Genomic DNA, 19,193 nt, shown 5'->3' with positions numbered 1-19,193 from the left:
CCACGGCCGGGCACAAGCGTCCGGCCCCCCTCTCATCCAGGGAAGAGATGCCACCGATCGAGAAAAGTGAGCCGGACCTCCTTCCGGTCCTGTCGCAGCTTGAAACGGGGGAAGACTGGGTACCCGTGCCCAAGGCGCGGCACCAGCGCGGCGAACGCCCCCGCCCGGTAAGCCGTGGCTTCGCCTTTCCCCTTCCCGATATTCGCAAGCAGGAAGAACGCAGGCTGTTCCGGTCCGCGCCCTTGCCCGTACGCGTTTCCCGTCCCCCACAGACCAAGGTGACTACCATGACCAAGTCGAACCAGAACCCCGTTAACGAAGCCAGCCTCACGCCTTCCGCCGATGGTTCACCGACCATGGCGGAAATGTTCATGATCCTGGGCGGTCGCGCGACCGACCGGCTGACCCCCAAGTCCACGCTGCGTGACGCCCTGCTGCGCCGCAAGGAAGACGAAGAGTCCTGAAGCACCTATTGTCCCGCCCGTCCCCCATCGGGTTGATGCAGGGTGGGTGCAGGCATGGCGGCTGATGCCACACCGGGCGCGGCTTCTCCCATTGGGGGCGGCACGTCTGGCCATGCGGCTGTCCGGGCCGTAGAACCTGTCTGAAGTGACACGGGCTGTTCTGACGCACGCGGATGGCAGGCGTGCGGGCCATCGAACGGTTTTTGAGCGTAACCTTCTGTTTTTGCTGTTTATTTCGGACGAGTGGTTTTATGTCAGAGGTTGAGTCGCCCCCATCGGCAGAGTCGGCGTGGTCGCGCCGGTTAGAGCAGTTTCTGGCTTCGCGTCCGGGCATCAGCATTGTGGTGGCCTTTGCCCTGTGCGCCATGTTCGCGGCCAGCACGGTTGAGCTTTCGCCCAACCTGCAGCTGATCGTGGCGGGCGTCTATCTGGCCATCTTCTTCATTGTCTGGCGCAAGAAGACCCGGCGCATGCAGGTCTTCCTCGAGGTCCTGTCCGCCGCCGTTTCGCTGCGCTATCTGACATGGCGGCTGGCCGATACGCTCTATTTCAATACATGGGTCGAGGTCGGGCTGGGTACGCTCCTGCTCACGGCGGAACTCTATGCCCTCATCATGCTCTTCCTGAGCTATTTCCAGAGCATCTATCCGCTGGGCCGCGTGCCGATCCCCCTGCCGGACAACCCGCGCGACTGGCCTACGGTCGATGTCTATGTCCCTACCTATAACGAGGACCTGAGCATTGTCCGGCTGACCGTCCTTGGCGCGCTGGGCATGGACTGGCCGCGCGACAAGCTGAATGTCTATCTGCTCGATGACGGCAGGCGGCCGGAATTCGCACTGTTTGCCGAGGCATGCGGGGCGACCTACATCGCCCGCCCCTCGAACGAGAACGCCAAGGCGGGGAACTTCAATTACGCCATCAAGCGCTCATCGGGTGAGTTCATCCTGACACTGGACTGCGATCATATCCCCACCCGCGCCTTCCTGCAGATCACCATGGGCTGGATGGTGGGTGACCCCAAGATCGCGCTGCTGCAGACACCGCACCACTTCTATTCCCCCGATCCATTCCAGCGCAATCTGGCGGCGGGCTTCCGCACACCACCGGAAAGCAACCTGTTCTATGGCGTGATCCAGGACGGGAATGACTTCTGGGATGCGACCTTCTTCTGCGGGTCATGCGCCATCCTGCGGCGTGTCGCGATCGAGGGGATCGGTGGTTTTGCAACCCAGACCGTGACCGAGGACGCCCATACCGCCCTGCGCATGCAGCGTGAGGGATGGTCCACCGCCTACCTGCGCATCCCGCTGGCGGGCGGCCTGGCCACGGAGCGCCTGATCACCCATATCGGGCAGCGCGTGCGCTGGGCGCGCGGCATGCTGCAGATTTTCCGTATTGATAACCCCCTGCTGGGGCCGGGCCTGAACTGGGGGCAGCGGCTGTGCTACCTGTCGGCCATGCTGTCCTTCCTGTTCGCGGTGCCGCGCGTGGTGTTCCTGACCGCGCCGCTGGCCTTCCTGTTCTTTGGGGAGAACGTTATTGCCGCATCGCCCGTGGCGGTTCTGGCCTATGCCATTCCGCACATGTTCCACGCGGTCGGCACCGTGTCGCGTATCAACAAGGGGTGGCGCTATTCATTCTGGAGCGAGGTGTATGAAACCACGATGGCGCTGTTTCTGGTGCGCGTGACGATCGGCACCCTGATCAACCCCTTCCGCGCGAAGTTCAATGTCACGAAAAAGGGCGGCGTGCTGGAAAGCGGGTATTTCGACCTGCGCGCGGTCTATCCCAATGTCATCATGGGCGGGCTCATGTTCATCGGGCTGCTGCGCGGGCTGTACGGGCTTATGTTTGAAAATGTCGATTTCATCGCCCGGCGCGCCTACCTGCTTAATTCCTGCTGGGCCACGCTCAGCCTGCTGATCATCCTTGCCGCCGTCGCCGTGGGCCGGGAAACCCACCAGAAGCGCTACAGCCACCGCATCCGCGCCAGCCTGCCGGTTAGCGTGACCACCGAGGATGGCATCGTGGTCGAGGGCGTGACCGAAGACCTGTCCATGGGCGGGGCGTCGATCCACATGACATGGCCGCAGCCCATCGTGGGGCCGCAAACGGTGGAAATCCACGTCAATATCGAAGGTGAATACCTGCGCCTGCGTGCGCATGTGATCCGCAGCCGCAACGGCCAGTGCGTGTTCCGGTGGGATATTGGCTCCCTTCAGGAAGAAGCAAGCATCATCCGCATCGTGTTCGGTCGTGCCGATGCGTGGGTGGACTGGAACAATTACGGAAATGACCGCCCGCTGCGCAGCGTGTGGGATATTTTTGTCAGTATCCTGGGTCTGTTCCGTCCCCCCGGGCGCCTCATGCCGAAAGCCGAGGCCCGCTATCCCAGTTTCAGTGAGGAAAATGTGTCAACGGATGAAACCGCAGCCGGGGAAGGGCGCGGCAAGGGCAGGAACAGGGCCGGGATGCTGTCTGGTTCACGCAGCCTGAAAATGATACCGCTGCTGGCCATGCTGGCCTGGGCTTCCACCGCGCAGGCGGCTCCTGCTCCGGCATCCGCCCTGCCGGGCGCGGCTGGCCCCGTGAACGCGGCTGATGCGGCACGGGAGGCCGAGGCCGCGGTGGATAGTGGCGAGAACGCCAGTGGCGCCGCCGCCCAGATGGCCACGACCCACACCTATACCTTTGACCAGCTTGGTGCGACGACGGCCCTGACCATGCGCAGCGCCACGCCGCTGCAGGGCCTGCAGTTCGGTATTCCGGCCGACCAGCTCGTGACCTCGGCGCGGCTGATCGTCTCGGGCGCCATGTCCCCCAGCCTGCGGCCTGAAAACAGCGCCGTGACCATCACGCTGAACGAACAGTATGTCGGCACGCTGCGGCCCAACCCCGCGCATCCGTCATTCGGGCCGCTGGCCTTTGATGTGAATCCGATCTTCTTCGTCAACAGCAACCGGCTGAATTTCAGCTTCGCGGCTGGCACGAAGGGCTGTGCTGACCCCATGGACAAGCTGCTGTGGGCCAGTGTTTCGGAACATTCGCAGTTGCAGGTCACCACCATATCGCTTCCCGCCCGCCGGCAGCTTTCCCGCCTGCCGCAGCCTTTCTACGACAGGGCGGTTGACCAGAAGGCGGTCATTCCCGTCGTGCTGGCGGCAAGCTATGACCCGGAGATCCTGACGGCCACCGGCATCGTTGCCTCCTGGTTCGGCAGGCAGACCGATTTCCGGGGTGTCGCGTTCCCCGTATCCTCTACCGTGCCCCGCACGGGTAACGCCATTGCGGTGGGTGTGGTTGCGGAACTGCCCGGTGAACTCGGGCACCTTTCCGTGGGCGGCCCGACGGTGATGGAGGTTCCCAATCCATCCGACCCCAACGGGACCGTTCTGGTGGTGACCGGGCGTGACCGTGACGAGGTGATCACGGCCAGCAAGGGCATCGGTTTCGGTTCGGGCACGCTGCCCGCCAGCGATCATGCCGACATCGCCCCCATTGATGTCGCCCCCAGCCAGCCCAATGACGCCCCGGCCTTCATTCCGACCAGCCGCCCCGTGAAACTGGGTGAACTGGTGCCGGACAGCGCATTGCAGGGCGTGGGCTTTACCCCCGGCGTCATGACCGTGCCGTTTCGCATCCCGCCGGACCTGTACACGTGGCATAGCCGCCCGTACAAGCTGCATGTCCGTTTCCGCTCGCCCGACGGGCCGATTGTGGATGTCGCCCGTTCGCATCTGGATGTCAGCATCAACAACATCTACCTGCGCTCCTATCCATTGCGCGCGAATGACGGGGAGATCGCCCGCGCGCTGGCGCATGTCGGCCTGGGCAACACATCCGGGGTCGAGAGCCATATCGCGACGCTCCAGCCGTGGATGATCTATGGCAAGAACCAGTTGCAGTTCTATTTCGACGCGGCCCCCATGTCCGGCGCAAGCTGCAAGGCGGGGCCGAGCCTGCTGCACCTGTCGGTCGATCCTGACTCGACCATTGATTTCTCCAACGCCTTCCACATCACGGCCATGCCGAACCTGGCCTATATGGCCAGCGCCGGTTTTCCGTTCACGACCTATGCCGACCTGTCACATACGGCGGTCGTGCTGCCCGATCACCCTGCCGCCCCCACGATCGGGGCGTTTCTGGACCTGATGGGCTTCATGGGGGCGACGACGTGGTATCCCGTATCCGGGGTGGAAATCGTCACCGCCGACCATGTGAGCGATGTTGCCGACCGGAACCTGATTGTCCTGTCCACGCTGGCGGAAAGTGCCGATATCGCGCCGCTGCTGGCCAATGCGGCCTATCAGATATCGGACGGGCACCTCCACATGGCCGCCCGCTCCGCGCTGGGTGGTGTCTGGAACGCGTTTGAAAATCCCGCCTCCATCCTTGCAAGGCATGCACCCACCGAGATTGATACCGACCTGACCGGTGGTGTCGGCGCGGTGGTGGAAGCACAGTCGCCACTCATGTCAGGGCGCACCGTGCTGGCCCTGCTGTCCAGTGACCCGTCGGGGCTGAACAACCTGGTCCAGACGCTGAACCTGCGCAAGAACCAGCCCGACATACAGGGTGACATGGTGCTGGTGCATGGGGACAGCCTGTCTTCCTATCGCGGCTCGCCCATCTATACGGTGGGATCGGTGCCGCTGTGGATGTGGCCTGACTGGTACATGCACAACCGCCCGATGCATGTGATCGTGGTTGGCCTGATTGCCTGCCTGCTGCTGACTGCCGTGATGTCGCGCGCGCTGGTCCGCCATGCCCGCCGCCGCTACAAGGAGCTGCAGGTGCAAAGGCGCACTTTCCGTGACTGAACCTGAGCCGGGGGCCGGGCCTGAACGCCCCCGGCGGTGTGGCAGGGATGTCAATGCCGCTGGCTTGCGGGCATATTCGGTGGCAGGATAGGTTATTGTTGTTTTATCCGCCGCCCCGGTGCGCCATGGTGGCGGCGCCATCATCGCCACCACAGCACGACCGTGGGGGAGTGCCATGATTTCGAACCACTATCTTGTTATGGACCAGTAATGACAACTTTCAAGAAACAACCGGATTTTTCCCTGTTCCTTCAGGCCCTGTCCTGGGAAATTGACGATCAGGCCGGGATCGAGGTCAGGAACGAACTCCTGCGCGAGGTCGGTCGCGGCATGGCGGGCCGGCTCATGCCGCCGCTGTGCAACACGATCGACACCCTGCAGATCGAGCTGAACGCCCTGCTGTCCATGATTGGCTGGGGCTATGTCTCGCTTGAACTGTTGAGCGAGGAAAAGACCCTGCGCATCGTGCATGAGGACCTGCCGCAGGTTGGCAGCGCGGGTGAGCCGCCGGGAACCTGGCTGGCGCCGGTGCTGGAGGGGCTGTACGGCCGCTGGATCACGTCCCAGCCCGGCGCGTTCGGTGATTATGTGGTGATGCGTGACCTGGAGGCGGAAGACCTGGATTCCGTGCCGCGCCAGACCATCATCCTCTACATGCGTGTGCGTAGCAGCTCGCTGTAAGGCTGACGGGCCGGTGTGATACTGGTCCGGGCAACAAGATGACGCTCCCCATGGCCTGCCATCCCGCCTTCAGCATCCGGACTGAGGGCGGGGGCGGGCCACGGTTGTCTATGGGGGAGCCTTTGCCGCCACGTTGCCGGTTTTCAGGCCCGCCATGGCGGCAGGTTCATGACAGGAAACAGGGGCATGACCCGTTCCACCGGCCCGGTGGCGCGCAGGCCCATGGTTGCGCCCGTGCGAACGGAAGGGGCAAGCCGATGAAACGCCAGATGCCGTTACGATCCCTGTGGACACCGGGCATGATGACAGTGGGCCTGCTGGTGGCCAGCACCGCGCCCGTGGCGGCGGCGGGCTGGCCCGATACCCCATTGGGGCGTGCGGGCATGCTGGTGGCGATTCAGGACATGGAGATCATGCTGCTCACCCATTCCAGCGCCACACGCGCGCTGGAGGAATGGTGCGCGCTCCATCACATGGCGGACCCGCCCGTTGTCGTGGCGCGCAAGGGAACCCAGTCTGGCCCGGATGCCGTGCCCGAGCGGGTGCGGGCCGATCTGGCGGTGGGGGCCACGCAGCCTGTCCGCCACAGGCAGGTGCAACTGGTATGTGGCGCGCATGTGCTGTCGGTGGCTGATAACTGGTACGTGCCGGAACGGCTTACGGCCGCAATGAACACCGCGCTGGAACAGACCGATGTGCCCTTTGGTCGCGTGGTGGCGCCGCTCGATTTCACCCGCCAGCGGCTGGAGTTCACCCGGTTGTGGTCGCCATGGCCCGGAGATGATGCGGTATCCGGTGCGGGCCATGTGATCGTGCCGCCAGCGCAGATCATACGCCAGCGCGCCATCCTGCGTGATACGCATGGCCAGCCGTTCAGCGAGGTGGTTGAAACCTATACGAACCACATCCTTGATTTCCCGCCGCCGGTCCCACCCGTGCGCTGACATGCATTGCGATGGGCGGGTCAGGGCGCTACTGCGGAACCAGTCACATGACCGGAGCAAGAACCAGACATGACCGACCTGCGAGACCCCAACCTGCCCGCGGATGAAGTGCGGCGCATACTGGACCTCCAGCCCCACCCCGAGGGGGGAAGCTACCGCGAAATATGGCGCGACACCCCCGCTGATGGTCCGCGTGGCAAGGTATCGACCATTCAGTTCCTGCTTGCGGCGGGTGAGCGGTCACACTGGCACCGGGTCGATGCAGCGGAAATCTGGTGCTGGCAGGGTGGCAGCCCCCTGCTGCTGGAAATCGCGGCACGCGCGGGCGGTCCCATCACCCGCGCCGTGCTTGGCCCGCTGCCGGGGCAGGGGCAGGTGCTTCAGGCCGTGGTGCCCGCCGGGGCGTGGCAGGCGGCATGCAGCCAGGGGGGCTGGAGCCTCGTGGCCTGTCAGGTTGCGCCCGCCTTCGTCTTCAGCAGTTTCGAACTTGCCCCGCCCGGCTGGTCGCCGGAAGGGGATGCCCCATGAACGCGCCGGTCATGCCGAAATGGCTGCTATGGGCGCGTGAACTCCAGGCGCTGGCCCAGAGCGGCCTGACCTTTGCCGAAAGCTCGTTTGACCGGGAACGTTATGAAAGCATCAGGCAGATCGCGGCTGACATGATGGCGGTTGGCGGCGGGGCCGAGATGGAGCGCGTGCTGGACCTGTTCACCGCCCAGCAGGGCTACGCCACGCCCAAGGTGGTGGTCCGCGCCGCCGTGTTCGACACACACGGGCGCATTCTGCTGGTGCGTGAGATGCTTGACCACGACCGCTGGACCCTGCCCGGCGGCTGGGCGGATGTGAACCTGACCCCGGTGGAAAACGTGATGAAGGAAGTGCGCGAGGAAAGTGGCTACACCGTGCGTGTCACCCGTCTCGCCGCGGTATGGGACCGTGACAGGCAGGGCCATCCGCCAGCCCCCTTTTCGTGCTACACGCTGTATTTCCTGTGTGAACTGACCGGTGGCAGCGCCCGGACCAGCATCGAGACATCGGAGATCGGCTGGTTTGGCGAGGATGAAATCCCGGCCGACCTGTCACTTGGCCGCGTGCTGCCCGGACAGATCGCGCGCATGTTCGCCCATGCCCGCAATGCGGACCTGCCCACGGATTTTGACTGAAAACATGCCGGGGCAGACCATTGAAAACGCCCGCAAAGATTTCCATATCCCATACAAATTGTAACCCACCGGCATTTCTATAAATAACAGGACAGACAATGACCGAACAGACAACGGCAACCCCGACCGAAGCCTCGGGTGAACAGCATGAATTCAGCGCCGAGGTCGGGCGGCTGCTCGACCTTGTGGTGCATGCCCTTTATTCCGAACGTGAAATTTTCCTGCGTGAACTGGTGGCCAACGCCGCCGACGCTACCGACAAGCGCCGTTTCGAAGCCCTGACGGATGGCGCGCGCGCCCTGCCCGATGATGTGAAAATCCGCATCAACCCCGACAAGGATGCCCGCCTGCTGACCATCAGCGATGACGGCGCGGGCATGAGCAAGGAAGAACTTGCCCGTAACCTTGGTACCATTGCCCGTTCCGGCACCCGCGCCTTTGGCGAGGAACTGGCCAACGCCAAGCCCGAGGACAAGCCAAGCCTGATCGGGCAGTTTGGCGTGGGCTTCTACGCCGCGTTCATGGTGGCGGACCGGGTGGACGTGATCTCCCGCCGCGCGGGCAGCGAGGAAGCATGGCGCTGGTCTTCCACCGGCAAGGGCAACTACACCATCAGCCCCGCCACGCGGGAAAAGGCAGGCACCGACATCATCCTGCACATCAAGGATGACGCGGATGACTTCCTTGATTCATGGCAGCTTGAAACCATCGTGCGCAAATGGGCCGATCACATCTCGTGGCCCATCAGCATCGTCAAGGATGGCGAGGAGACATCTGCCAACAAGGGCACGGCCCTGTGGCGCAAGCCGCGTGGCGAGATTGATGAAGAACAGCTCAACGAGTTCTATCGCCACGTCAGCCATAATTTCGATACGCCGTGGGCGACGCTGCACTGGCATGCCGAAGGGACGCTGGAATTCTCCGCCCTGCTGTTCATTCCGGGCAGCAAGCCGTTCGAGTTCGCCGAGCCGGTGCGTGAAAGCCAGATCCGCCTGCATGTCCGCCGCATGTTCATTACTGACGATGCCGGACTGCTGCCGCCCTGGCTGCGCTTTGTAACCGGCGTGGTCGATACGGAGGACCTGCCGCTCAACGTCTCGCGTGAGATGCTGCAGGCCACCCCCGTTCTGGCGCGCATCCGCAAGGCCGTGACCAACCGCGTGATCTCGGAACTCAAGACCCGTTCCAAGGATGAAGCCGACTTCGAGAAGTTCTGGGACAATTTCGGCCCCACCTTCAAGGAAGGCATCTGGGACGACGCCGAGCACCGCACCGAACTGGCCGCCATCGCGCGGTTCCGTTCCAGCACGCAGGAAGGCTGGACCACGCTCGATGCCTACCTTGAGCGCCGCAAGCCGGAGCAGGAAGCGATCTATTACCTGACCGGCGACCGGGCGGAAATGCTGGCGTCTTCCCCGCAGCTTGAGGGGTTCCGTGCGCGCGGGATCGAGGTGCTGCTGCTGTCGGATGCGGTGGACTCCTTCTGGCCGGACCGTCTGGGCGTGTACAAGGACACGCCGCTGCGCAATATCAGCCAGTTCCACACCGACCTTGAAAAGTTCGGTGCGCCGGAGGAAACGGCGGAAGAAAAGAGCGCGCTGGAAGTGGTCATCCCCGCGCTGAAGGAAGCGCTGGGGGATGCTGTGTCGGACGTGAAGGGCACCAACCGGCTGGTCAACAGCGCCGTGGTGCTGGCGGCCCCCGAATCCGGCCCCGACCTGCAGATGATCCGGCTCATGAAGCGCAGCGGCCAGCAGGTGCCCGACACGGCGCCGGTGCTGCAGGTCAATCCCGCCCATCCGCTGATCCTTGATCTGGCGGCACGGGTGAAGAATGGCGATCCGGTGCAGGATATCGCGCTGGTGCTGATGGACATGGCCCGGATTCAGGATGGCGAAAGCCCGAAAGACCCGACCGGCTTCGCCCAGCGCCTGACCACCATCCTGACCCGCCTGCCGCTGACGGACGGCCCCCAGGGCTGATCCCGCCAGCCCGAAAACAGGTGAAGGTAGATGCATCCCGCCATGCCCCGTGCATGGCGGGATGTTTTTTATGCGCGGGTTACCGTTCTGCCTGCTGGCGGAGGGCAGCCAGCATGCGCCGCCGGATCAGGCCGCTTACAGGCCGGATCAGGTACCAGTAGGGCGCAAAACGCCACAGGACGGATGGGCTGGGGCAGGAAACACGTGTCTCGGTCAGCAGGGTGGAGCGCCCGTCCGCCATGGGTCGTACGCTGAAGCCCATGGCCAGCCTGCATACATCCGTGCGCGCGCACGCCCTGAAGGCATCCGGGCCGGTAATGCGCAGCAGCCCGTAATCCGCCCGCCAGAACGCACCGACCAGGCCCATGGCCAGCGCACGGTCCCCATGGCGGCCCAGCAACGTGAAATCATTCAGGTCAAGCGGTGGGCGGTATGACCGGCCCAGCAGCCGGGCAGGGGCTTCGCGCAGCCGGATCGCGGTGTGGATGAGCGGGTCTTCCTGCGCGCGGTAGCGCAGCACGCAGTCCAGTATCCTGCCCGGCGGAGCAGCGATGGTGGTCGCGTGCCGTTCGCGGAAGGTGAAACGTGGCAGGAAATCATCCAGAATCATCATTCCGCCATGCTACCCCTTTCACCCGCGCATGGCCCGACACATATGCTGGCGGGATATGGAAGCCGCGCCAAAGTGGCGGTATGATGCCGCGCGCGTGATCCATGCCATCGGGCAGGCAGGAAAACCCTTGCCACTTGCCAAGGTATTCGGCCCCGGGGGCTTGAATACGGGCCTGCCGGATGCTTCCCTACGCGCCCTTGTGATGTGTTGTGGTTTTTCGACGGCGGCAATGAATATATGAAAATTGATAACGTCTCCTATCGTAGCGTCTGGGTGGATGCGGAGGATGGCTGGTCAGTCCATATCTTTGACCAGACCCGTCTGCCCTGGTCGCTGGACATCCTGCGCCTGACCGGGCGCGACCAGGTGGCGCATGCCATCCGCACCATGCAGGTGCGTGGCGCGCCGCTGATCGGCGCCGTAGCCGCCTACGGGCTGGCGCTTGCCCTGCGCCACGACAGCAGTGACGAAGCCATGGAGCGTGACGCGGCGCTGCTTGCGGCCACCCGCCCCACGGCGGTCAACCTCGGCTGGGCCATCCGGCGCATGCTGACCCGCCTGCGCACCACCGCACCGGCGGACCGCGTGGCCGCCGCGTATGACGAGGCCGGGCGCATCTGTGATGAGGACGTGATCCAGAACGAGGCCATTGGCCGGCAGGGGCTGGAACTGATCGAACAGGTGGCCGGTCTCCGCCCCGGCCCGGTCAATATCCTGACCCACTGCAACGCGGGCTGGATCGCAACCGTGGACTGGGGCACGGCCCTTGCCCCCATCTACATGGCGCATGACCGGGGCATTGACGTGCATGTATGGGTGGATGAAACCCGCCCGCGCAACCAGGGCGCATCGCTGACGGCGTGGGAACTCGGCCGCCACGGGGTGAAGCACACGGTCATTGCCGATAACGCCGGTGGCCACCTGATGCAGCACGGGATGGTGGATATGGTCATTGTCGGTACCGACCGCGTGACGCGCACGGGCGATGTTGCCAACAAGATCGGCACCTACCTCAAGGCGCTGGCGGCGCGGGACAATGGCGTACCCTTCTGGGTGGCGTTGCCTTCGACCACCATTGACTGGGGGATCAGCGACGGGGTGCGTGAAATCCCGATCGAGGAACGCGCGGGCCGCGAGGTCACCCACATACAGGGGCGTGACGAAACCGGCGCGCCCGCGACCGTCCAGCTCGTGCCCGATGGCAGCCGTGCGGCCAACCCGGCCTTCGACGTCACGCCTGCGCGACTGGTCACGGGGCTGATTACCGAGCGCGGCCGCTGCCCCGCCACGGCGGATGGCCTGTGCGACCTGTTCCCCGAATACGTCTGAGCCGCCCCGCACTGCGCGGCGTTTACCTATAACCTTGACAGGTGGGGGCAGGATTGGCTTTGTCGCGCCAGCAACCGGGCGCGCGCCAGCAGGCCGCGCCCACCGGAATCTGGTAGAATCAGGACAAGAGCATGCATCCCTATCGTACCCATAGCTGCGCGGCCCTGCGGGCTGCCGACGCCGGGCAGACGGCCCGCCTTTCAGGGTGGGTACACAGCAAGCGCGACCATGGCGGCCTGCTGTTCATTGACCTGCGCGATCATTTCGGCATGACGCAGATCGTGATCCCCGCCGGTTCCCCCGTGCTGGAAACGGCGGAGCGCGTGCGCGTGGAAAGCGTGCTGACCGTAACGGGCGAGGTCGTGCTGCGCGACGGCGCGACCAAGAACCCCAACCTGCCCACGGGCGAGATCGAACTGCGCGCGCGTGAGATCGAGGTGCAGTCCAGCGCCGACGTGCTGCCGCTGCAGGTGGCGGGCAACGAGCACTACCCCGAGGACCTGCGCCTGACCTACCGCTACATCGACCTGCGGCGTGAGAAGGTGCATCTCAACATCATGCTGCGCGCGCAGGTGATCGCGAGCCTGCGCCGGCGGATGACGGACCTTGGCTTCGTGGAGTTCCAGACCCCGATCCTGACCGCGTCCTCGCCCGAGGGTGCGCGTGACTTCCTCGTGCCCGCGCGCATGCATCCGGGCAAGTTCTACGCGCTGCCGCAGGCCCCGCAGCAGTTCAAGCAGCTTGCCATGGTGGCCGGGTTCGACCGCTATTTCCAGATCGCGCCGTGCTTCCGTGACGAAGCGGCCCGTGCCGACCGCTCCCCCGGTGAGTTCTACCAGCTTGATTTCGAGATGGCGTTCGCCACGCAGGAAGACGTGTTCGCCACCCTTGAGCCGGTGATGGAAGGTGTGTTCCGTGAATTCGGCGGCGGCCGCATCGTCAGCCAGGCCCCGTTCGCGCGTATTCCCTACGCCACGGCCATGGATGTCTATGGCAGCGACAAGCCCGACCTGCGCAACCCGCTCCAGATTTCCGATGTGACCGAAGCCTTTGCCGGGTCCGGCTTTGGCCTGTTTGCCCGCATCGCGGCTGATGGCGGCCAGATCCGCGCCATCCCGGCCCCCGGCGCGGGGGACCGCCCGCGTGCGTTCTTTGACAAGCTCAACAACTGGGCGCGGGAATCCGGTGCTGGCGGCCTTGGCTACATCATCTTCGCTGAGGATGGTGGCAAGGGACCGATCGCCAAGAACCTCGAGGCCGACCGGATCGAGGCCATCCGCGCCAAGACCGGCCTGAAGGCGGGCGATGCCGTGTTCTTCGTCGCGGGCAAGGGCGATGAGATGGTCCGCTTCTCCGGCAGCGTGCGCACCCGTGTCGCGACCGAACTGGACCTGATCGAACAGAACGCCTTCCGCTTCTGCTGGATCACGGATTTCCCGATGTACGAGCTGAACGAGGAAACGGGGCAGATCGACTTCTCCCACAACCCGTTCTCCATGCCGCAGGGCGGGATGGAGGCGCTCCAGAACCAGGACCCGCTGACCATCAAGGCGTTCCAGTACGACATCGTGTGTAACGGTGTTGAACTGTCCTCGGGCGCGATCCGTAACCACCAGCCTGATGTGATGATCCGCGCCTTCGAGATCGCGGGCTATCCGGCCAGCGAGGTCGAGGCCCGCTTTGGCGGCATGCTCAACGCCTTCCGTTACGGTGCACCGCCGCATGGCGGGTCCGCGCCGGGCGTGGACCGCATCGTGATGCTGCTGGCCGATGAGCCGAACATCCGTGAGGTGATCCTGTTCCCGCTCAACCAGCAGGGCCAGGACCTGATGATGGGCGCGCCCGCCCCGGTCGAGCCGCAGCGGCTCAAGGAGCTTTCCCTCGCCCTTGACCTGCCGCGCCCCAAGCCCGGCCAGGCGAAGGGCTGAACCCGTGGCCACGGTGGGCTGGCGGTTCCTGCCGCGCCGTGGCCGGTTTTACCCGGCGGGGATGATTGCCACCGCCATGCTTGCCGCCCTGTGGCAGGCGCGCGCCATGGCGGCCCCGCCCGCCATGCTGGCGCACCGGGCGGTGTATGACCTCGCCCTTTCTGCCGTAAATGGCGGCGATGTCGTCACGGCGGAGGGGAAGCTGACCTTCGTCCTGTCCGATATGTGTTCGGCATGGTCAACGCAGCAGCAGTTGCACCTGCGCACGACCGGGCGCAGCGGGGCGGAGGCGGTCAGTGATTCCGATTACGCCGTGCTGGAGGAAAAGGACGGCTCATCCCTGATCTTCCGCGCCGACCAGACGGAAAACGGCAGTCCTGCCCCCCGCATCGCGGGGGAGGCCCATATGCGCCCCACCGGCGGTAGCGTGCATTATACCGCCCCCATGGCGCATGACGTGGCGCTGCCCGCGGGCACGCTGTTCCCCGTTGCGCATACCGCCGCCATCATTCAGGCCGGACTGGCGGGCACGGGGCAGATTTCACCCTATCTGTTCGATGGCACGGTGGAATCGGGCGCGCTGGGCACCTACGTGCTGCTGCTGGGCCAGCAGGCGCCCCCGGTTGCCACCACATTCGCGGCACTTGCCGCGCTGCCGGCAGTGCGGGCGCATGTGGCCTATTACAACACCACCACGCGCGACATGACCCCGATGTTCGAGACGGCAATGCGCTATTTCACCAATGGTGTGGCCGACAGGGTGGAACTGGATTTCGGCCAGTTCCGCATGGCCGGGATGCTGCGGGAATTCCGCCCGCTATCCGTTCCCGATCACTGCCCCGCCACGGCGCGTGCGCCGGCGCGCGGGGCTTCGATCAGCCCGGCGCATCCTCCAGCGTAACCGCCAGCGGCACATGGTCGGATGGCTGCGGCCTGCCACGTTCGTCACGCGCGGGCAGGGCGGTCAGCAGCCGTTCCGCCACGCGGGGCGAGAGCAGGGCATGGTCGATCCGCAGCCCGCTGTCGCGCTGCCAGGCCGCGGCCTGATAATCCCAGAAGGTATAGAACGCCCCGGTGGGGTGCACGGCGCGCAGGGCGTCCGTCAGCCCCAGCCACAGCAGGCGGCGGAAGGCCGCGCGGGTCTGCGGGCGCAGCAGGGCGTCATCGGGGGCGAGCGCGCCGGGGGCGCAGTCTTCATCGGTAGGGCAGACATTGTAATCGCCCAGCAGGACAAAATCCTGCCCGGCCTGAAGCAGGGCATGGGCATGGAGCGCCAGCGCATCCATGAAGGCCAGCTTGGATTCGTAGCCCACGCTGCCGCCGGAATTGCCGTTGGGCAGGTACAGGTTGCCAAACACCAGCCCGCAGGTGCTTATCTCGACATAGCGCGCCTGTGGCGGGTCGGTCTCCCAGCCGGGCAGGCTTTCATGCACGATCGTGTGTGGATGCCGGGTCAGGATGGCGACGCCGTTATAGCTTTTCTGCCCCACCACCACGCTGTCATAGCCCACGGCGCGGAAGGCATCGGCCGGAAAGAGGTCGGTCGCGCACTTGATTTCCTGCAGCGCCAGCACATCGGGCTGTTCACGTGCAAGGTAGTCCAGCACATGGTCCTGGCGCTGGCGGATGGAATTGACGTTCCAGGTGGCGAATTTCATCATTCGACCGAAAAGCTGGTGCCACACCCGCACGATGACGCGGCATTGGGGTTGCGCACGGTAAAGTGCGCGCCCATCAGGCTGTCATTGAAATCCAGCTCCGCCCCCGCCAGCAGGTCCATGCTGGCAGGATCGACCAGCACGCGCGCCGTGCCCGCCGCGATCACGATGTCATCGGGCGCGGTGTCGGAATCAAGGGCGAATTTATACTGGAATCCGTTGCAGCCCCCCGCCAGCACCGATACGCGCAGCGCGGGTTCGCCCGCGGGGCTGGCGGGTTGTCCGTCCAGGATTTCACGCAGGCGCTTTGCCGCCGCGTCCGATACACGGAAGCTCTCTGTGGCAGGGGAGGGGGACGTGGACATCGGGTTCACCATGCTCTGTGGAACGCGCGGGGGGCCGGATCATGTTGGCCACGGGCCGCGCGCGGGTTAGGATGGGCGAACGGCATCACCATTCTCTTGCCGCATCCATGGCTGGGTCTTGATCCTATATGAATACTGCACCCTACGCTGTCCAGACCGCAACGGCCCGTGGCCGCCTTTATCCCGAGGCCGAGGCCCCGACACGCAGCCCGTGGCAGCGTGACCGTGACCGCGTCATCCACTGCGCGGGGTTCCGCACGCTCCAGTACAAGACGCAGGTCTTCCTCAACCATGAAGGTGATTTCTTCCGTACGCGCCTGACCCATTCGCTGGAGGTCGCACAGGTCGCGCGCTCCATCGCCCGCAGGCTGGGGCTGGAGGAAGACCTGACCGAGGGCCTCGCCCTGGCGCACGACCTTGGCCATACGCCCTTCGGCCATGCGGGGGAGGAAGCACTCTCCACCGCCATGAAGCCCTGGGGCGGGTTCGACCACAACACCCAGTCCCTGCGGCTGGTGACATTGCTGGAACGGCGGTATTTCGCCTTCGATGGCCTGAACCTGACATGGGAAATGCTCGAAGGGCTGGCCAAGCATAATGGCCCCGTGGATCACCCCACCGCCTATGTGGCCGCATATGCCGCGCGGCACCGGCTGGAACTGGGCAGCTATGCCTCGGCCGAGGCGCAGGTCGCCGCCCTGTCGGACGATATCGCCTATCACGCCCATGACCTTGATGATGGCCTGCGCGCGGGGCTGCTGCATATCACGGAACTCGAGGCCCTGCCCGTGGTGGGTGACGCCCTGGCCGAAGCGCGCGCCGCCCAGCGCGCCGGTGCCCATGGCAGCAGTGACCACGACCCCCGCCTGCGCCATGAGACGATCCGCCGCGTCATCAATACGCTGGCCATGGACCTGATCGGCCAGACCCAGCGCAACCTGCACGAACTGGCCCCCCGCAGCGCGGATGACATCCGCCATGCCTCCCGCCCCGTGGTGGCCTACAGCCCGCAGATGGCGGCGGCCAATCTTGAGATACGCAAATTCCTGTACACCCGCCTTTACCGGCACTGGCGCGTCAACCGCATGACCCGCAAGGCGCGGCTGACGGTCGAATCGATTTTCTCCATCCTGTCGGAAAATCCGGGCCTGCTGCCCGATGGCTGGCGTGAACCCACGCTCGCGGCCCTTGAGGGCGGGGACAGGGCGCGTGCGTGCCGCGTGGTGGCCGATTATATAGCCGGTATGACCGATCGCTGCGCGATGGAAGAATATCGACGGTTGACGGACCTGTCCTCGCCGGGGTGAAACACGCGCAGCAAGAAAACCGCCTGCCATGCCCATGGGGCAGCCGCGCGGGCCTGTATGCCGGACCACAGGGTCCATTACCGTTTGTTGGGAAGCCGAAGCCGCATGTCAGACAGTCTGTTCGCCCGTTACCTCTCGCATGTGCGCGACGCGCTGCGCCAGATCATGCCCGATCTGCCCGGTGCGATGCTGGACCGGGTTGAAGTCACCCCCACCCGTGATCCCTCCCACGGGGATCTGGCCACCAACGCGGCGCTGGTCATTTCCAAGGCCGTGCGCCGCCGCCCGGCCGAGATCGCGACCGAACTGGCGGGCGTGCTGGCTGGCGTGCCCGGCATCGCGCGCGCGGAAGTGGCGGGGCCGGGCTTCGTCAACATGACGCTTGCCGCCTCCGTCTGGCAGGACGTGGCGCGCAGCGTGCTTGAAGCGGGCGAAGACTATGGCCGCGGCACGGCGGGCCGGGGCGTGAAGGTGAATGTGGAATATGTCTCCGCCAACCCGACCGGGCCGATGCATGTCGGCCACTGCCGCGGGGCCGTGGTGGGTGACGTGCTGGCCAACCTGCTGGCCAAGGCCGGATACGAGGTCACGAAGGAATATTACATCAACGATGCGGGCGCGCAGGTCATCGCGCTGGCATGGGCGGCCTACTGGCGCTACCTGCAGGCGCTGGGCACCCGCATGACGGAAGAGGCCTTCGCGGCCCTGGTGCCCGGCGGCGCGATCCAGTACGGCGGCGACTATCTTGTGCCCGTGGGCGAGGCGCTGGTCAGCCGCCATGGGGGCAGCCTGGCGGCGGCGGATGCGAACCCCGCCGACCCCGCCATATGGCTGGACACCGTGAAGGCCGAAACGGTTGACATGATGATGGCCATGATCCGCGAGGATCTGGACGCGCTGGGCGTGCATCATGACGTCTTCACCAGCGAGGCGCGGATACTGGCCGATGGCGAGACCGACCGCGCCATTGCCCGGCTGGAGGAAAAGGGCCTGATCTATGAGGGCGTGCTGGAACCGCCCAAGGGCAAGCTGCCCGATGACTGGGAAGCCCGCCCGCAGACGCTGTTCCGCTCCACCGAGTTTGGTGATGACGTGGACCGCCCGCTGCGCAAGTCCGATGGCACGAACACCTATTTCGCCAATGACATCGGCTACCATGCCGACAAGATCCGCCGGGGCGCGGATGTGCTGGTGGATGTGTGGGGCGCCGACCATGGCGGCTACGTCACGCGCATGAAAGCCGCCGTGGCGGCGCTGGCGCAAGATGGCCGCCCAGTGCTGGATGTGCTGCTGTGCCAGATCGTGCGTATCGTGCGTGATGGGGAGCCGGTGCGCATGTCCAAGCGCGCCGGGACATTCGTGACGCTGCGTGACCTGATTGACGAGGTCGGCCGTGATGCCGTGCGCTTTACCATGCTGACCCGCAAGGCGGATGCGCAGATGGAATTCGACCTGGACCAGGTGGTGGCGCAGAGCCGTGACAACCCGGTCTTCTACGTGCAGTACGCCCATGCGCGCTGCTGCTCGGTGCTGCGCGCGGCGGCAGGGCTGGCCAATGAAGGCAGGCTGGGCGGGGGCATCACTCCGGCCGAACTGGCCGCGACCGACCTGTCGGGCCTGACATCGGATGCCGAACTGGCGCTGCTGCAGCGCATGGCCCAGTGGCCGCGCATGGTGGAAGCCGCTGCGGCTGCGCATGAACCGCACCGTATTGCGTTCTACCTCAACGAACTGGCGTCCGATTTCCATGCGCTGTGGAACCGGGGGCGTGAGGACACGACCCTGCGTTTCATTCAGGAAGATGATATTGTCACCACCCGCACCAAGCTCGCCCTTGTCGAGGCGACGGCAACCGTGCTGCGCTCGGGCATGAAGGTGCTCGGCGTGCAGCCGGTCGAGGAGATGCGATGACCCCTGACGATACCCCCCCGGGCGC

Annotated in this window: 14 protein-coding genes and 1 pseudogene; 12 read left to right on the top strand and 3 right to left on the bottom strand. The window is 65.2% G+C overall.

Annotated features, from left to right (window positions below; all coding sequences use genetic code 11):
• The 7 genes and pseudogenes from DY926_RS09645 to htpG all read left to right on the top strand — a co-directional run.
• A pseudogene (locus tag DY926_RS09645) lies at positions 1-464 on the top strand (hypothetical protein); the annotation flags it as partial.
• A 251-nt stretch (positions 465-715) separates the two neighbouring features.
• Positions 716-5,287, top strand: a complete 4,572-nt coding sequence (gene bcsA / locus DY926_RS17845) for a UDP-forming cellulose synthase catalytic subunit (protein ID WP_241503145.1) — start codon at positions 716-718, stop codon at positions 5,285-5,287.
• A gap of 210 nt (positions 5,288-5,497) precedes the next feature.
• On the top strand, positions 5,498-5,968 hold the full coding sequence (gene bcsD / locus DY926_RS09630) for a cellulose biosynthesis protein BcsD (RefSeq protein ID WP_116703180.1): 471 nt from the start codon (positions 5,498-5,500) through the stop codon (positions 5,966-5,968).
• Positions 5,969-6,237: 269 nt separating this feature from the next.
• A complete protein-coding gene (locus DY926_RS09625) occupies positions 6,238-6,912 on the top strand; it encodes a hypothetical protein (RefSeq protein WP_116703185.1) in 675 nt (224 codons plus the stop codon).
• A gap of 69 nt (positions 6,913-6,981) precedes the next feature.
• Positions 6,982-7,440, top strand: a complete 459-nt coding sequence (locus DY926_RS09620) for a cupin domain-containing protein (protein WP_116703179.1) — start codon at positions 6,982-6,984, stop codon at positions 7,438-7,440.
• Positions 7,437-8,075 carry an NUDIX hydrolase gene (locus DY926_RS09615; protein WP_116703178.1) on the top strand — a complete coding sequence of 213 codons (639 nt, stop codon included), beginning with the start codon at positions 7,437-7,439 and terminating at the stop codon, positions 8,073-8,075. The genes DY926_RS09620 and DY926_RS09615 overlap by 4 nt, the downstream gene beginning before the upstream one ends.
• A 98-nt stretch (positions 8,076-8,173) precedes the next feature.
• On the top strand, positions 8,174-10,057 hold the full coding sequence (gene htpG, locus DY926_RS09610; protein ID WP_116703177.1) for a molecular chaperone HtpG: 1,884 nt from the start codon (positions 8,174-8,176) through the stop codon (positions 10,055-10,057).
• A 79-nt stretch (positions 10,058-10,136) separates the two neighbouring features.
• On the opposite strand, the gene DY926_RS09605 is transcribed toward htpG, so the two are convergent.
• Positions 10,137-10,670: a hypothetical protein gene (locus DY926_RS09605; protein WP_116703176.1), complete on the bottom strand. Its 534-nt coding sequence runs from the start codon at positions 10,668-10,670 to the stop codon at positions 10,137-10,139.
• Between the two features lie 237 nt (positions 10,671-10,907).
• Here DY926_RS09605 and mtnA point away from each other — a divergent pair, with 237 nt between their 5' ends.
• The 3 genes from mtnA to DY926_RS09590 all read left to right on the top strand — a co-directional run bounded on the left by mtnA (position 10,908) and on the right by DY926_RS09590 (position 14,828).
• Positions 10,908-11,999: an S-methyl-5-thioribose-1-phosphate isomerase gene (gene mtnA / locus DY926_RS09600; protein ID WP_116703184.1), complete on the top strand. Its 1,092-nt coding sequence runs from the start codon at positions 10,908-10,910 to the stop codon at positions 11,997-11,999.
• Positions 12,000-12,130: 131 nt separating this feature from the next.
• Positions 12,131-13,927, top strand: coding sequence for an aspartate--tRNA ligase (gene aspS, locus DY926_RS09595; protein WP_116703175.1), 1,797 nt, complete (start codon positions 12,131-12,133; stop codon positions 13,925-13,927).
• A gap of 4 nt (positions 13,928-13,931) precedes the next feature.
• Positions 13,932-14,828, top strand: coding sequence for an EipB family protein (locus DY926_RS09590; protein WP_241503144.1), 897 nt, complete (start codon positions 13,932-13,934; stop codon positions 14,826-14,828).
• On the opposite strand, the gene DY926_RS09585 is transcribed toward DY926_RS09590, so the two are convergent.
• Positions 14,803-15,588 (bottom strand): exodeoxyribonuclease III, encoded by a 786-nt coding sequence (locus DY926_RS09585; protein WP_116703174.1) that lies wholly within the window; start codon positions 15,586-15,588, stop codon positions 14,803-14,805. The genes DY926_RS09590 and DY926_RS09585 overlap by 26 nt on opposite strands.
• Positions 15,585-15,950, bottom strand: coding sequence for a HesB/IscA family protein (locus DY926_RS09580; RefSeq protein ID WP_116703182.1), 366 nt, complete (start codon positions 15,948-15,950; stop codon positions 15,585-15,587). Before DY926_RS09580 ends, DY926_RS09585 begins: the two co-directional genes overlap by 4 nt.
• A 128-nt stretch (positions 15,951-16,078) precedes the next feature.
• Between DY926_RS09580 and DY926_RS09575 the strand changes: the two genes are divergently transcribed.
• Both DY926_RS09575 and DY926_RS09570 read left to right on the top strand, forming a co-directional pair.
• Positions 16,079-17,257, top strand: a complete 1,179-nt coding sequence (locus DY926_RS09575; RefSeq protein WP_116703173.1) for a deoxyguanosinetriphosphate triphosphohydrolase — start codon at positions 16,079-16,081, stop codon at positions 17,255-17,257.
• A 105-nt stretch (positions 17,258-17,362) separates the two neighbouring features.
• Positions 17,363-19,168, top strand: a complete 1,806-nt coding sequence (locus DY926_RS09570) for an arginine--tRNA ligase (protein ID WP_116703172.1) — start codon at positions 17,363-17,365, stop codon at positions 19,166-19,168.
• The last annotated feature ends 25 nt before the right edge of the window (positions 19,169-19,193 follow it).

Origin of the sequence: Komagataeibacter melaceti, assembly GCF_003403295.1 — a bacterium.
In the GTDB taxonomy this organism is placed as follows: Bacteria; Pseudomonadota; Alphaproteobacteria; order Acetobacterales; family Acetobacteraceae; genus Komagataeibacter; species Komagataeibacter melaceti.
Note: the sequence above shows the minus strand (reverse complement) of the source record. Positions and strands in the feature narration are given on the sequence as shown.